14 protein-coding genes are annotated in these 13,834 nt (G+C 69.8%); 9 read left to right on the forward strand and 5 right to left on the reverse strand.

Going from position 1 to position 13,834, the window contains the following annotated elements:
- Positions 1–77 precede the first annotated feature (77 nt).
- A complete protein-coding gene (locus ABT381_RS13025; protein ID WP_351592263.1) occupies positions 78–659 on the reverse strand; it encodes a GmrSD restriction endonuclease domain-containing protein in 582 nt (193 codons plus the stop codon).
- A 286-nt stretch (positions 660–945) separates the two neighbouring features.
- Entirely contained in the window at positions 946–1,599 is a 654-nt protein-coding gene (locus ABT381_RS13030) for an RNA polymerase sigma factor (protein WP_351592174.1), read from the reverse strand.
- A gap of 259 nt (positions 1,600–1,858) precedes the next feature.
- Between ABT381_RS13030 and ABT381_RS13035 the strand changes: the two genes are divergently transcribed.
- A complete protein-coding gene (locus ABT381_RS13035) occupies positions 1,859–2,818 on the forward strand; it encodes a MerR family transcriptional regulator (RefSeq protein ID WP_351592177.1) in 960 nt (319 codons plus the stop codon).
- Positions 2,819–2,924: 106 nt separating this feature from the next.
- Here ABT381_RS13035 and ABT381_RS13040 read toward each other — a convergent pair whose 3' ends face one another.
- Positions 2,925–3,644, reverse strand: coding sequence for a L,D-transpeptidase family protein (locus ABT381_RS13040; protein WP_351592180.1), 720 nt, complete (start codon positions 3,642–3,644; stop codon positions 2,925–2,927).
- A 250-nt stretch (positions 3,645–3,894) separates the two neighbouring features.
- Here ABT381_RS13040 and ABT381_RS13045 point away from each other — a divergent pair, with 250 nt between their 5' ends.
- From ABT381_RS13045 to ABT381_RS13070, 6 genes are all read left to right on the forward strand, one after another.
- Positions 3,895–4,224 carry a PadR family transcriptional regulator gene (locus ABT381_RS13045; protein WP_351592183.1) on the forward strand — a complete coding sequence of 110 codons (330 nt, stop codon included), beginning with the start codon at positions 3,895–3,897 and terminating at the stop codon, positions 4,222–4,224.
- Between the two features lie 63 nt (positions 4,225–4,287).
- Positions 4,288–5,013 carry a hypothetical protein gene (locus tag ABT381_RS13050; protein WP_351592185.1) on the forward strand — a complete coding sequence of 242 codons (726 nt, stop codon included), beginning with the start codon at positions 4,288–4,290 and terminating at the stop codon, positions 5,011–5,013.
- 382 nt (positions 5,014–5,395) lie between these two features.
- Complete coding sequence (locus tag ABT381_RS13055) at positions 5,396–6,289, forward strand: SigB/SigF/SigG family RNA polymerase sigma factor (RefSeq protein WP_467754526.1); 894 nt, start codon at positions 5,396–5,398, stop codon at positions 6,287–6,289.
- Positions 6,290–6,514: 225 nt separating this feature from the next.
- The gene (locus ABT381_RS13060; protein ID WP_351592189.1) at positions 6,515–7,117 is read left to right on the forward strand and encodes a dihydrofolate reductase family protein; all 603 of its coding nucleotides are present in this window, start codon (positions 6,515–6,517) and stop codon (positions 7,115–7,117) included.
- Positions 7,118–7,218: 101 nt separating this feature from the next.
- Positions 7,219–8,340 carry a chitinase gene (locus ABT381_RS13065; protein WP_467754521.1) on the forward strand — a complete coding sequence of 374 codons (1,122 nt, stop codon included), beginning with the start codon at positions 7,219–7,221 and terminating at the stop codon, positions 8,338–8,340.
- 257 nt (positions 8,341–8,597) lie between these two features.
- Positions 8,598–10,256, forward strand: a complete 1,659-nt coding sequence (locus tag ABT381_RS13070; protein WP_351592191.1) for a catalase — start codon at positions 8,598–8,600, stop codon at positions 10,254–10,256.
- 30 nt (positions 10,257–10,286) lie between these two features.
- On the opposite strand, the gene ABT381_RS13075 is transcribed toward ABT381_RS13070, so the two are convergent.
- On the reverse strand, positions 10,287–11,183 hold the full coding sequence (locus tag ABT381_RS13075) for a LysR family transcriptional regulator substrate-binding protein (RefSeq protein ID WP_351592193.1): 897 nt from the start codon (positions 11,181–11,183) through the stop codon (positions 10,287–10,289).
- Positions 11,184–11,241: 58 nt separating this feature from the next.
- Here ABT381_RS13075 and ABT381_RS13080 point away from each other — a divergent pair, with 58 nt between their 5' ends.
- Positions 11,242–11,637: a DUF5997 family protein gene (locus ABT381_RS13080; RefSeq protein ID WP_351592196.1), complete on the forward strand. Its 396-nt coding sequence runs from the start codon at positions 11,242–11,244 to the stop codon at positions 11,635–11,637.
- Positions 11,638–11,754: 117 nt separating this feature from the next.
- Here the strand turns inward: ABT381_RS13080 and ABT381_RS13085 are convergent, their stop codons facing one another.
- Positions 11,755–12,990 carry an MFS transporter gene (locus ABT381_RS13085; protein ID WP_351592199.1) on the reverse strand — a complete coding sequence of 412 codons (1,236 nt, stop codon included), beginning with the start codon at positions 12,988–12,990 and terminating at the stop codon, positions 11,755–11,757.
- Between the two features lie 72 nt (positions 12,991–13,062).
- On the opposite strand from ABT381_RS13085, the gene ABT381_RS13090 reads away from it, so the two are divergent.
- Positions 13,063–13,830 carry a DeoR/GlpR family DNA-binding transcription regulator gene (locus tag ABT381_RS13090; RefSeq protein ID WP_351592202.1) on the forward strand — a complete coding sequence of 256 codons (768 nt, stop codon included), beginning with the start codon at positions 13,063–13,065 and terminating at the stop codon, positions 13,828–13,830.
- The last annotated feature ends 4 nt before the right edge of the window (positions 13,831–13,834 follow it).

Genomic DNA, 13,834 nt, shown 5'->3' on the forward strand with positions numbered 1-13,834 from the left:
CGCACCACTGACATCGGCCCGCCGGACCGACGGGCGGACCGCCCGCCCGGCCGTGACAGCCCTTGCTCAGGCAGCCGTCAGCATCCGTTGAGCACCGACGACAGCGCACTCTTCTCGGCGGAGTCGACGCTCAGCCCGTAGTAGTACTTCACCTGCACCCAGGCCCGCGCGTAGGTGCACTTGTAGGTGGCGCGGGAAGGCCACCAGGTGGCGGGGTCCTGGTCGCCCTTGGACTGGTTGACGTTGTCGGTGACGGCGAGCAGCTGCGGCCGGGTGAGGTCGTTCGCCAGGTTCTGCCGCTTGGCGGTGGTCCACGCGTACGCGCCGGAGTCCCACGCCTCGGCGAGCGGCACGAGGTGGTCGATGTCGACATCCGAGGCGGCCGACCACGTGGCGCCGTCATACGGCGAGTACCAACTGCCGCTGGTAGCGGCGCAGGCGGAGTCGGTGACGACGTTCGTGCCGTCGCGCTTGAGCACCGTCTCACGGGTGTTGCACGCCCCGCTGATGGTGATCCAGTGCGGGAACAGATCCCGGCTGTACCCGTCCCGCGAATGCTCGGCACCGACGCTGAGCGAGGTCAGATACGAACGGGCGGTGGCGGCACTGACCGGAGTGGGCAACTCGGCCTGCGCGGGGACCGTACCGAAGAGGCTCATGGCGGCAGTGGCGGCGGCCACCAGACTCGTGACGATGGCCCCACGGCGAACAGATATGTGCATGACAATCTCCTGGTTCCGAGACGGACGACGGTGTTCCGAGCAGAACAACTGCGGGGGAGTGGCGCGCTCATGGTCCCGCGCCGCCGTCTATGCGGGTAGACGTCGGAGGTGAAATCTGCGTGACTGCACGGCGGCAGCCCGACACAACGCCTTCGCCCCGCTCCTCAACCGCCCACCGAGACCGCCAAATGGAGCTCATCCGCGCCCGGTGACGCCCGCCTGATCAGCTCTTCGACTGCTCGGCAGCGTTGCTGCTGCGGCTCGACTCCAGGCCGCGCCGGAGCTGGTGCAGGCCGCGCCGGGCGTGGCTCTTGACCGTGCCCAGGGGCCAGCCGGTGCGTTCCGCGATCTGCGCCTGGGTGAGGTCGTCGTAGAAGGCCATGCGCAGCACCTGTTGTTGCGGCTCAGGCAGCCGGGCGAGCTCGTGGCTGAGCAGGACCCGGTCGAGTACCTCGTCGGCCCTGCCGGTCACCTCGGGGGCGAGCGGCAGGGCCGAGCCCGCCGCAGCGATCAGCCGAGCCCGGCGCGTGCGCGCCGCCAAGGTATCCGCGATCTTGTGCCGGGCGATTCCGATCAGCCACCCGGTGACCGGCCCGCGGCTCGCCCGGTACCGGTGCCGGTTCCGCCACACGGCGAGGAAGACCAGTTGGGTGACGTCTTCGGCCTCCTGCGAGTCGCCCAGTGCCTTCCGGGCCAGGGCGAGTACCAGCGGCTGCCAGCGGTGGTACGCGATGGCCAGGCACGCCTCACTGCCCGCGGCGAGCCGGCGCACGAGTTCCTCGTCCGTGAGCGATTCCCGCGTCGGGACGCCCGTGGGACGCGGATCGGGCGGGGGCGGCGATGCCGGTCGGAGCGCGGCGGTACGGTCTGCGGACATGGCGGCTGCTCCTCCTGACAGGGCCGGCAGGGCCTGACGGGGCGGAATGGCGGGGTGGAACGGCGGGGCGGAACGGCGGCACCATCCTGAAAATCCTTTGTCCGACTCGGCAACTCGCGTCGTTTGTGCGTCGTATGCTCGGCTCGTGGAGCGCGGACATACAGGGCACGCACACACAGAGCAAGCGCACACGGGGCCAGCGCACACCGGGCACGCGCACCGGCAGCCGGGCGGTGATCCCGGTTCCGCCGATACCGCGATGACGACGGGCGCTCTCGCCCGGCGCCTCGGAGTCGCGCCCACCACCCTGCGGTCCTGGGACCGGCGTTACGGTCTCGGTCCCGCCGTGCGCCCCGAGGGGCAGCACCGGCGCTGGACGCCGCAGGACGTCGCCGTACTGGAGGAGATGTGCCGCCTCACGTCGGCCGGCGTGCCCCCGGCCGAGGCGGCCCGCACCGCCAAGAAGTCGACCGCCGCGACGAGTCGACGAGAAGAGCGCGGTCAGCAACAGCCCGCGCCCGCGCTCCCGGCCTCCTCACGCAGCGCGCTGCGCCCCGGAGACGCGCGTCTGGAGTGCCGGGGCCTCATCCGCGCCGCCACCCGGCTCGACGCCCCGGCGATGGCGCACCGGTTGACGTCCCTCGTCGACGCGCACGGCCTGGTCACCGCCTGGGACGAGGTGATGGTGCCGACCCTGCACGCTGTCGGACGCAAATGGGAAACCACGTCCAGCGACCGCTACGTAGAGGCGGAACACCTGCTGTCCTGGCACGTCTCCAGCGCGCTCCGCCGTGTCACCGCGCCACCGCCGACGGCCGGCACGCCGCTGCTCCTGGCCTGCGTACCGGAAGAGCAGCACACGCTGCCCCTCGAAGCCCTCAACGCCGTGCTCTCCGAACGCGGCCTGGCCACCCGGATGTTCGGTGCGGCAGTACCGATCGACGCGCTCGCCGCGGCCGTACGGCGCACCGGCCCCCCGGCGATCGTCCTCTGGTCCCAGGTACGCGGCACCGCCAGCCCGTCCCTCGCCCGGCAGGTGGCCGCCACCCGGTGGGGCATGAGGGGCGCGCGCCGGCAACCCGCCGTACTGCTCTGCGGCCCCGGCTGGTCAACGGCGGGGCCGCAGCAACCAGGAATGCGCTACCCCCTCACGCTGCGCGACGCCCTCACGCTCCTGACGCAACTGCGCGAGACCGCCGGCGTCCCGTCAGCGAACTAGCGGAGACGGCTCCTCGGCGGGCCTTCGAGACCGTGCCGCCCCCGTCCCGGCCCCCGTCCCCGTCCGCCAATACCAGGAGGGGGGACGGGGACGGCGATGGCCAACGTCAGGTGCCGGCCTTGCGCCCGTAGACGTACACCTCGTCGCCGGTCTTCAGCAGTTTCCAGTAGCTCTTCGCGTCCGCGGGCCGCATGTTGACGCAGCCGTGCGAGCCCGGTGCCGACCACACGCTGCCGTCGATGGCATGGAACGCCTCGCCGCCGTCGAAGAACTGGCTGTACGGCATCGGCACGTCATACAGCGTGGAGACGTGATCCTTGTGGCGCCAGAAGACTTGGTGCAGTCCGGTGCGCGTCTCGTACTTGTTCCGTCCCGTGCGTACCGGCACAGGGCCCTTGACGAGCTTGTGGCCGTCCTGGATCCAGCTGATCTGCCGGGTCAGGTCCACGCACGCGATGCGGCCCTTGTTCACGGGGCAGTTGCCCGCCCGATTGGGGTTCTTCCCCGCGGCTCGCTGCTTCTTCACGACCTTCATCACGTTCCAGGTGACCGGCCCCGCGTATCCGTACTGCGGATAGATGCCGTGCGCACGCTGGAAATCCCGGATCGCGCGGCAGTCGCCGACCGACTGTCTGCCGTCGGCCTGCCGCCCGAGGAATCGTTCGGCCTCTTTCTGGTACGGGCCCTGCAGGCCGCCGCACGAGGAGCCGGAGGCGGCGTGCGCGGGCGCCGCCTGCAGCCCGACCACTAACAGCGGCGACAACAGCCCGGCCGCCGCCGCGTGAACAGCCCCGCGTCTCCCGCGAGATATGCGCGTACTCGTCATGGACCACCGCTTCCGTCTCGACGCCGTCCAGGCGTCCGCCAATGGGTGATTGCGCCGGATGAGGCCATGAACGCCTCATGAGTCCCTCGCGTCATCAGATTAGACGCCTATCAGCCGCCAAAACCGACGATTACCGAACAAGCGGCACCCGGTAGTGGCCCACGCCGGCGGCGCGGTTCGGCCCAGCGACACCGATGGCCTCTCGGAACTAACTTGCTCCGCAGCATACTTGTACAGCAAGATACTCAACGTGGCAGTCAACGAAGGGCTTCGGCAGCAGTGGTTGCGGGGTGTGCTGGACCTGTGCCTGCTCGCCGTGATCGCGCAGCGTCCGACCTACGGCTATGAGATGACGGTACGTCTGGCCGAGCAGGGCCTGGAGGTCGCCAGCGGCTCGATCTACCCGGCCCTGGCCCGGTTGCGCTCGCGGGGCCTGGTGGACGTGACGCGGCGTCCGGGGGCGGGCGGTCCGGTGCGTACCTACTACCACCTCACCGACGTCGGGCAGCGCGAGCTCGCGGAATGGACCGCGCAGTGGGGCGACTTCGCCGCCGGAGTGGCACGCGTACTGCCGTCGTGACGCACAGAGGACCAGGACCGGGACCACAGGATCAGGATCAAGATGAGGGCGAGGGTGGGGACGATGGCGCTTGACACGGTGGGGCAGGCAAGACGGGTGTGGAGACGGCTGGGCGTACTGGAGCAGGCCACGCAGGAGATGGCCGAGGAGCTGAGTGCCGACCTCGCGGCGGCCGCCGCCGATGGGCGTACGGCCGAGGACTACGTCGGCGGTGACGTCGCCGCCCTGGCGCGTACCTGGGCCGCCGAGCGCGGCCTGATCCGCCCTCGCAGGCGGGTCGGGCGCGTCGTCGCCGCCACCGTTCTGGGCGCGCTTCCGGGCGCCTTCATGGCCCTGTTCTTCGTCTTCGCGCCGTCATCGCGCTTCGCCGAGTTCGCCTTCGCGCCCGCCTCTCCCCTGGACAACTGGGCCGTACGGGCCGTCTCCGTCGGCCCGACGGGATCGCAGGTCTGGCTGGGCATGTCCGTGCCCGTCATCCTCGCCCTGTACGTCGTGAGCGCGCTGGCCGCCTACGCCGGCTCCCTGGCCGCGGTCTCCGCCGTCCTGCGCCACGGCGCCGATCCGCACCGCCGCCGGACCGTCAAGGCCATCGCCGTGGCCATCCCGCTCATCGGCATCATCGCCACCCCCGTAGGCATCGCCCTGGCCGCGGCCCTGAACTTCAAGGTGGTCGCCTTCCGCCCCGTCTGCCTGCTGGTCCTGTGCCTGCTCGTACTGGGCGTCGCGCTGGTACGCCTACGCGTGGTCACCCGCACCCCGGACACCACAGCAGCCGCCGCAAGCGCCTGAACGCACCGGCTCGCCTCAGCCGCGTTACAGAACAACCGCGACCGCTCCCACGAGGACGTGTTTACCGCCCACGCGGTCGGGCAGGCAGAAAAACACGTGCTTCGGACTTGTAGGCACGCCCCGTGGGAGAAGTGGCTTCCTGGCGGGCGCGTCTGGCTGGTCGCTGCTCCGCCCACGGACCCGGCAAGAAGAGCGTCGAGGACCAGGGAGAGCCAGGACCATGCTCAGCACGCCCCCCACGACCACCGAGAACGAGCCCCAGGGCGACATTCAGACCGAGATCCAGACCGAGATACAGGCCGAGACACAGAGCGGAATTCAGGGCGAAATTCCGAACGAGGACACGCGGCCCGCGCAGGAGCCGGCGGCGGCCGAGTCCACCGTGGCGCGGCGCGCCACCGCCCGTCGCCGCGGTGACACGGCCCGTACTCGCCCGCCGGGCAAGCCCGTCCGCCGGACCCGCCGGCAGCGCGATACCGCCCCCGCCACACGCCGGCGTGGCCGGCACTCGCACCATGACGCCCCGGACACTGAAGCCGACTTCCGCCGCCTGGCCACCCTGCCCGACGGTCCCGAGCGCGAAGCCCTCTCCCAGCGTCTGGTCTGCGCGTGGATGCCGATGGCCGAGCGCCTCGCGCTGCGCTTCCGCAACCGCGGCGAAACGGTCGAAGACCTGCAGCAGATCGCGGCCCTGGGCCTGGTGAAGGCCGTCAACGGTTACGACCCCGCCCACGGAACCGCCTTCGAGAGCTACGCCATCCCCACCGTCACCGGCGAGATCAAGCGGCATTTCCGCGACAACCTGTGGGGAGTGCACGTACCGCGCCGCGTACAGGAGCTGCGTAACCGTGTGCGCACCGCCCGGCAGGAGCTCACCCGCGGGGTGGACGACCACGGGCCCTCCCACCAGGAGATCGCCGAGCACACCGGGATGACCGAGGAAGAGGTCCGGCTCGGCAGCCAGGCCCTGGAGAGCTTCACCACGCTTTCCCTGGACGCCGAACTGACCGGCGCCGAGGACGGTTACTCCCTCCAGGACACGCTCGGGGAGACGGAGTCCGGCTTCGACCTGGTCATCGACCGCCAGACGGTCAAGCCGGAGCTGGAGGCCCTGCCGGAGCGCGAGCGGCAGATCCTGTACATGCGGTTCTTCCGCGACATGACCCAGAGCCGCATAGCCGAACAGTTCGGCATGTCCCAGATGCACGTCTCCCGCCTCATCACCCGCGCCTGCCGCCGCCTCGCCACACGAGTCGCCGACCCCGCCCCTCAGTGAGAAAGGCGGTGCGGCCCACCGGCCTCCGCTCCCGTCCCGGGCGGAGGCGTTCGGCTCGGCTGTCCGGGCGTTGTCAGTGGTCGCCGCTAGCGTGTTTCCCATGCGCTCCGGAATCGGCGGATGTTCGGTCGTTTCGGCGTCGGCCCGGTCGGCCGGCGATGGTGCGCAGGCGGTCTGCCATCCGGAGGCCCGCCATCGAAGGTGGAGCTGCGAGGAGCCAGGGAAATGCGCATCGTACTGAGTGACTTCATGAGCCTGGACGGCGTCGTTCAGGCCCCCGGCGGGGAGAAGGAGGACACCGAGGGCGGTTTCGCGCACGGCGGGTGGTCCATGCCGTACTTCGACCCGGAGAGCATGGGCCCCGCGATCGGCGAGGCCCTGTCGGCCACGGAGGCGCTGCTGTTCGGGCGGCGTACTTGGCAGGGCATGGCCGCCGCCTGGCCCGATCGGGCGGGGGACCCGTTCGCCGACCGCATGAACGAGATCACCAAGTACGTCGTCTCGGGGACCCTGTCACCGTCGGACCTGTCGTGGCACCACTCGAATCTGGTGCGGCCCGGTGACCTTCTCGATACCGTCGCGAGGCTGCGTGCCGAGCAAGGCGGCGACGTACAGGTCATGGGCAGCCCGACCCTCGCCCGCGCCCTGATCGAGAACGACCTGGTGGACGAGTACCGGCTGATGATCGAGCCGGTGCTGCTCGGCGGCGGCAAGCGGCTCTTCCCGGAGGACGGGCAGGCCCGCCCGCTGGAACTGGTCTCCTGCACAACCGCTGCGACCGGCGTACAAATCTGCGTCTTCCGCCCTGTGGGCCGCCGCTCGGCATAAGACGCAGCTCCGCCTGCCACCCGGCACCGATTGGTCCAGATCCGCCAGTCCATCGACCGCAGGTCTGGACCAATCTGTCTCGGTCCGCAATCATCCCGGTCATGACAAAAAGAGAACACGGCGTGACCGGCAAGGGCTTACGTCTACTTGGAGCCGCCCTGACACTGGCCGGCGTCGCGCAGCTGCCGCTCGCTCCGCCCTCCACCGCCGCCGAGGCGCCCGGCGTGCCCGCGGCGCACACCGCCCCGCAGGCCGATACCGGCACCGACACCTGCGCCGTCAAGTCCAAGCCCGCCGGCAAGGTGCTCCAGGGCTACTGGGAGAACTGGGACGGTGCGGCGAACGGCGTGCACCCCGGACTGGGCTGGATCCCCCTCACCGACTCCCGCATCGGAGCCCACGGTTACAACGTGCTCAACGCGGCGTTCCCCGTCATCCGCTCGGACGGCACCGTCCTGTGGGAGGACGGGATGGACTCGACGGTGAAGGTCGCCACGCCGGCCGAGATGTGCCAGGCCAAGGCGAACGGCGCCACGCTGCTGATGTCCATCGGCGGCGCTGCGGCCGGCATCGACCTCAACTCCACCGCCGTAGCGGACCGGTTCATCGAGACCGTGGTGCCGATCCTGAAGAAGTACAACTTCGACGGCATCGACATCGACATAGAGACGGGCCTCACCGGCAGCGGCAACATCAACCAGCTGTCGGCCTCGCAGGCCAACCTCATCCGCATCATCGATGGCGTGCTCGCCCGTATGCCCTCGAACTTCGGCCTGACCATGGCCCCCGAGACGGCCTATGTCACCGGCGGCAGTGTGACGTACGGCTCGATCTGGGGCGCGTACCTGCCCGTCATCAAGAAGTACGCGGACAACGGCCGCCTGTGGTGGCTGAACATGCAGTACTACAACGGCAGCATGTACGGCTGTGCAGGCGACTCCTACTCGGCCGGCACGGTCGAGGGCTTCACAGCCCAGACGGACTGCCTGAACAAGGGGCTCGTCGTCCAGGGAACCACGATCAGGGTCCCCTACGACAAGCAGGTACCGGGCCTGCCGGCACAACCGGGTGCGGGTGGCGGCTACCTGGCACCCCCGCAGGTGTCACAGGCATGGCGCACCTACAACAACGGCCTGAAGGGCCTGATGACCTGGTCCCTGAACTGGGACGGCTCGAAGAACTGGACCTTCGGCGACAACGTGAAGGCGCTACAGGGGCGTTGAGGCCGTTCGTCGACCGCGTGAACGAGATCACCAAGTACGGCCGACCATCCGCTCAGCTGATGATGATCCCGCCTTCATCCGGATGATTTCCGCTTCGGAAAACACGGCGACATAGCTGTGTACCGGCCCGTAGGCCGCAAGGGCTGGCAGGATGACTTCGCCGGATTTCCGCAGGTATTCGGTACCCGAGCACCTGCGGAAATGCCGACCGGCGGCGAAACGCCACTGCCTACGAGTGCCGAAGGAAAATCAGAGCGATGACAGATGTGGCAAGCCAGGGACCCGCAGCTGACGACGACCGCCCGGTGCTCACCAACCGGCAGGGTCATCCGGTCTACGACAATCAGAATCAGCGGACGGTCGGCGCGCGCGGGCCGGCCACGCTGGAGAACTACCAGTTCCTCGAGAAGATCAGCCACTTCGACCGGGAACGCATTCCCGAGCGAGTGGTCCACGCCCGAGGCGTGACGGCGTACGGGTACTTCGAGGGCTACGGGACCTGGGGCGACGAGCCGATCAGCCGGTACACCAGGGCAAAGCTGTTCCAGGAGCGCGGGAAGCGCACCGATGTGGCCGTGCGTTTCTCGACGGTGATCGGCGGCCGGGACTCGTCCGAGGCGGCCCGTGACCCGCGTGGCTTCGCGGTGAAGTTCTACACCGAGGACGGCAACTGGGACCTGGTCGGCAACAATCTGGGGGTGTTCTTCATCCGGGACGCCATCAAGTTCCCGGACGTCATCCACGCCCTCAAGCCCGACCCCGTATCGCACGAACAGAAGCCGGCCCGGATCTTCGATTTCATGTCGCAGACCCCGGAGTCGATGCACATGCTGGTGAATCTGTTCAGCCCGCGGGGAATTCCTGCCGACTACCGCCACATGCAGGGCTTCGGCGTGAATACGTACAAGTGGGTGAACGAGGAGGGCAAGACCGTCCTCGTGAAATACCACTGGATGCCCAAGCAGGGCGTCCGCAGCATGACCGAGGAAGACGCGGCCAATGTGCAGGCCGGGGAGCTGGGCCACGCGACGAAGGACCTGTACGAATCGGTCCAGCGGGGCGACCACCCCGAGTGGGAACTGCTCGTACAGATGATGGACGACCACGAGCACCCCGAGCTCGATTTCGACCCGCTGGATGACACCAAGACCTGGCCGGAGCAGGAATTTCCGCCCAAGCCGGTCGGCCGAATGGTCCTCGACCGAATGCCGGACAACTACTTCGCCGAGAACGAGCAGATCTCCTTCGGCACCGGCGTACTGGTCGACGGCCTGGACTTCTCCGACGACAAGATGCTCGTCGGGCGGACGTTCTCGTACAGCGACACCCAGCGCTACCGCGTCGGCCCGAACTACCTCCAGCTCCCGGTCAACCGGCCCAAGAACGCCACCGTGCACACCAACCAGCGCGACGGCCTCATGGCGTACGAGCAGGACCAGCACGGGAGCAATCCCGAGGTCAACTACGAGCCGTCGATCACCGGCGGGCTGCACGAGGCCCAGTACCCGACCCACGACGAGCAGGGGCCCGAGGTCCGCGGCCGGCTGACCCGTAAGCGCATCCCGCGGACCAACGACTACATGCAGGCGGGCCAGCGGTACCTCCTGATGGAGGACTGGGAGCGCGACGAGCTCGTCAAGAACTTCATCGACCTGATCTCCCAGTGCGACCGCGCGGTGCAGGAGCGGATGGTCTGGCACTTCCTCCTGGTCGAGAACGACCTCGGACTGAGGGTGGGCAAGGGCCTCGGCATCAGTCCCCAGGACGTGGCCGGCCTGCAACCACTGGCCAGCCAGGACCTTACGGACGAGGACCGCAAGCGGCTGTCGAACCTCGGGAACAACCCGCCGCGGGACGTCGCCGGTCTCACCATGACGCACTGCGTCCCCGATGAGCGGCATACGGTCACGCGCTGAGGCGTACCAGCCCCGCGCCGCCGCCCGACGTCACGACCGACGTCGAGGCTTTCCGCGGTTGGCCCCCTTGGTGCCACCGCCCCCCTTGGTGCCACCGCCCCCCTTGGCGCCGCCGGCCCGCTTCGAGCCGCCGGCGCCCTGGGGGCGGCCGGCACCACTTCGAGGACTCTTGCCGGTCGCCCTCCCGGTCGCCTTGCCGGTCGTCTTGCCGGTCGTCTTGCCGGTCGTCTTGCCGCTCGTGGGCTTCCGCCGCGCGCCCCCCGCCTCGCCGGCGCCCTTGCGCTTCGCGTCGGCGGGGGCCTCGGCCGGAGAGGAGGAGCGCCCCCTCGTGCTATTGACCGTTCGCCCGCGAACGATCCCGATGAAGTCCTCCACCTGGTCGGTGGTCCGCTCCTCCGGCCACGACAGCGCGACCTGCGAAACGGGGGCGTCCGTGACCGGCCGGTAGGTGAGGTCCCGGCGGTGGTGCAGGCGGGCGAGTGACTGCGGCACGATGAGGACACCGATGCCCGCCGCCACCAGCTCGATGGCGTCCGCCGTCGTCGCGGGGCGCTCGAACGCGGGCTGCCCCGGCAGGCTCTCCCAGTCGAGGGTGTCATCGAGGGGATGCAGTACGACCTCGTCGGCGAGATCCTCGACGGAAATCTCGTCCACCGCCGCCACCAGGTGATCCTTCGGGATCACGGCCACCGTGGTCTCGGTGTAGAGGGGGATCGCGCTGAAGTACGTACGGTCGACCGGCAGCCGTACGAAACCCGCGTCCGCGTCGCCGCTCCGCAGGAGGTCGTACGCCTCGGCGGGGGGCACCTGGAGCAGAGTCAGCGGAGTGTCCGGCAGCCGCTCGTTCCAGACCCGCACCCATTTGGCGGGTGTCACTCCTGGTACGTACGCGAGCCGGAACGAAGGGGATGCATCCGAGCCTGTCACCTGGCCAGGTTACCGGGCGTGGTCAAAGGCAGTGCACACGATCGATACCCTTGACACCATGACGTCGCACCAGACCACCCAGACGATGAAGCCTGCCACCGCGGCAAAGAAGCTGGGTGTGTACCTCCCCGCCACCCCCGCCGAGTTCCAGGAGGGTGTTGTTTCGCGCGCCGAGCTGAACGCCTTGCAGGCCGATCCCCCCGCGTGGCTGCAGGACCTGCGGCGCAACGGCCCGCACCCCCGGCCCGTGGTCGCCGCGAAGCTGGGCATCTCCATCTCGGGTCTCGCGCGTGGCGGGATCACCGAGGCGCTCACCACGGAGCAGATCGACGCGCTGAAGCAGGAGCTTCCCGAGTGGCTGCAGAAGGAGCGCGCCACGCAGGCCGAGGTCCGGAAGGAAGCTGTCCGGATCAAGGAGAAGAACGCCGAGCGGGCCGACGAGCCCAAGCAGTAGCCCCGCCCACCGCGCCGACCGCGCGTGAGGTCTGCGTCCCACCGGTCGATGACCGGCGGGACGGCTCACGGTCATGCGAGGGCTTCGGTCATACGGTCTCGGCCTCCGCGCCTTCGGTCATACGGTCTCGGCCTCCGCTCGCAGAGCGACCGGACGCGGAGCGCGCAGTACGGCTGCCGTGCAGGCGGCGACGGCGCACAGGGCCACGGGCAGGAAGAACGTGAGGTTGAGCGGGGCGAGGTGGGTCAGCGGTCCGATGACCGCCGGGCCGGCGAGCATGCCGAGGTAGCCGAGGCCGGCGACGCGGGAGACGTTGACGCCGGCTGCGTCCTGGTCGACGTGGCCCGCGGCGCTGAACAGCTGCGGGATGCAGCCGGAGAGGCCGGCTCCGAATACGGCCCAGCCCGTCAGGGCGAGCGGAATCCAGGGGGAGAGCGCCGCCACCGTCATGCCGAGCGCGGCCAGGGCGGCCCCGTAACGGAGGACGGCCACCGCACCGAACCGGCCCGCCACGCGGTCGGCGAGCAGCCGGCCGACGGTCATGGTGGTGGAGAAGGCACCGTACGCGAGCGCCGCGGTGGCCGGCGGTGCGTCCAGTACGTCCCTGAGGTGCAACACGCTCCAGTCGTTGGCCACGCCTTCGCAGAGCATGAGCATCAGCGCGAGTGCGGCCAGGAGCCAGATGCGCCGGGGAGTCCGATGACGGCGCGCCGCTCCCGTAAGCCCCGAGGAGCTCTCTGCGGTACCGGAAGTCTCCGTCGTATCGGAGGCAGTACGTGCAGTACGTGCAGTACGCGCGGATCGCAGCAGCCCGCCCGCCGCCGGTGCGGCCACGGCGAGGCCGAGGACGGCCACCGCGCCGAGGGTCGCCGCGGGGCTCCAGCCCCAGCTGAGCGTGCGGGCTCCGACCAGCGCCGCGAGGACCCCGCCGATGGAGAACGTGGCGTGGAAGGCGGACATGACGGGGCGTCCGTAGGCCCGCTCGACCAGGACCGCGTGGGCGTTCATGCTCACGTCGAGGCAGCCGTTGCCGAAGCCGAGCAGCAACAGGGACGCGGCGAGTGCCCAGACGTTGGCGGCGAGGCCGGGCAGGACGACGGCCGCGCTGCACAGGGCCGCGCTGAGCGGTACGACGGTACGGGCGCCGATGCGGTCCGTGAGCGGGCCCGCGATCTGCATGCCTGCGAAGGCACCGAGTCCGAGCAGGAGCAGGAGCCAGCCGAGTACCGCGTGACTGATTCCCGCGCGGTGTTCGACGGCGGGGATGTGGACCACCCACATGCCCAGGACGAAGCCGTTCAGAGCGAAGTAGGCAAACGTGGCCACTCGGCCGTGCCGTAGAGATCTCTCCATCCCGCGAACATAGCGAACAGTTCCGGTGTGCGTAAGGTTGAAATACGCACACGATTGCTGTTCTATCCGAGTGTGGCAACGACAGCGAGTACGGATCGGCTGAGGCTGATCACCGAGGCCGTGCGCGAGGCGGGGAGCATCGGCGTCGCGGAGCTGGCCGCCCTGACCGGCGCGTCGGAGATGACCGTCCGCCGCGACCTGGAGGTGCTGGCCGGCCAGGGGGTACTGGAGCGTTACCGGGGAGGCGCGCGCAGTCTGCTGCTGCGCGGCGAGGAACCGCCGTTCGCGCTGCGGGCGCAGGAGGGGACCACCGCCAAGCGGCGCATCGCCGCCGAGGTCGCCGCTCTGATCGCCGACGGGGAGTCCGTCGTCCTGGACAGCGGCACCACCTGCCTGGCGGTGGCCCGTGCGCTGGAGGGCCGTCGGCTGACGGTGATGCCGCTGTCCCTGCACGCGGTGAACGCACTGACCGGGGCGCCGCAGCTGACCCTGCTCGTCCCCGGCGGCCGCCCCAGGCCGGGGGAGTTGGCGCTCACCGGGCCCCTGACGGAGGCGTCGTTGGCGGCCTTGCGTTTCGATACCGCGGTGATCGGCTGTTGCGGGCTGAACGCGGCGAACGGCCTGACCGCGTACGACTTGGACGACGCGGCGGTCAAGCGCGCGGCGATCGCCTCGTCCCGCCGGGTCATCGCGGTGGCGGAGGGCGGCAAACTGGCCCGCACGGCGCTGGCCCTTGTCGCTCCGGTCGCTTCCGTACAGGTCGTCGTCACGGACGAGGACGCCGCGGAGGAGGAGACGGATGCCTTGGCCGCGGCCGGGGTGAGCGTACGGAGGGTGTGAGCCG

It is taken from the genome of Streptomyces sp. NPDC000151 (genome assembly GCF_040301705.1).
GTDB lineage: Bacteria > Actinomycetota > Actinomycetes > Streptomycetales > Streptomycetaceae > Streptomyces.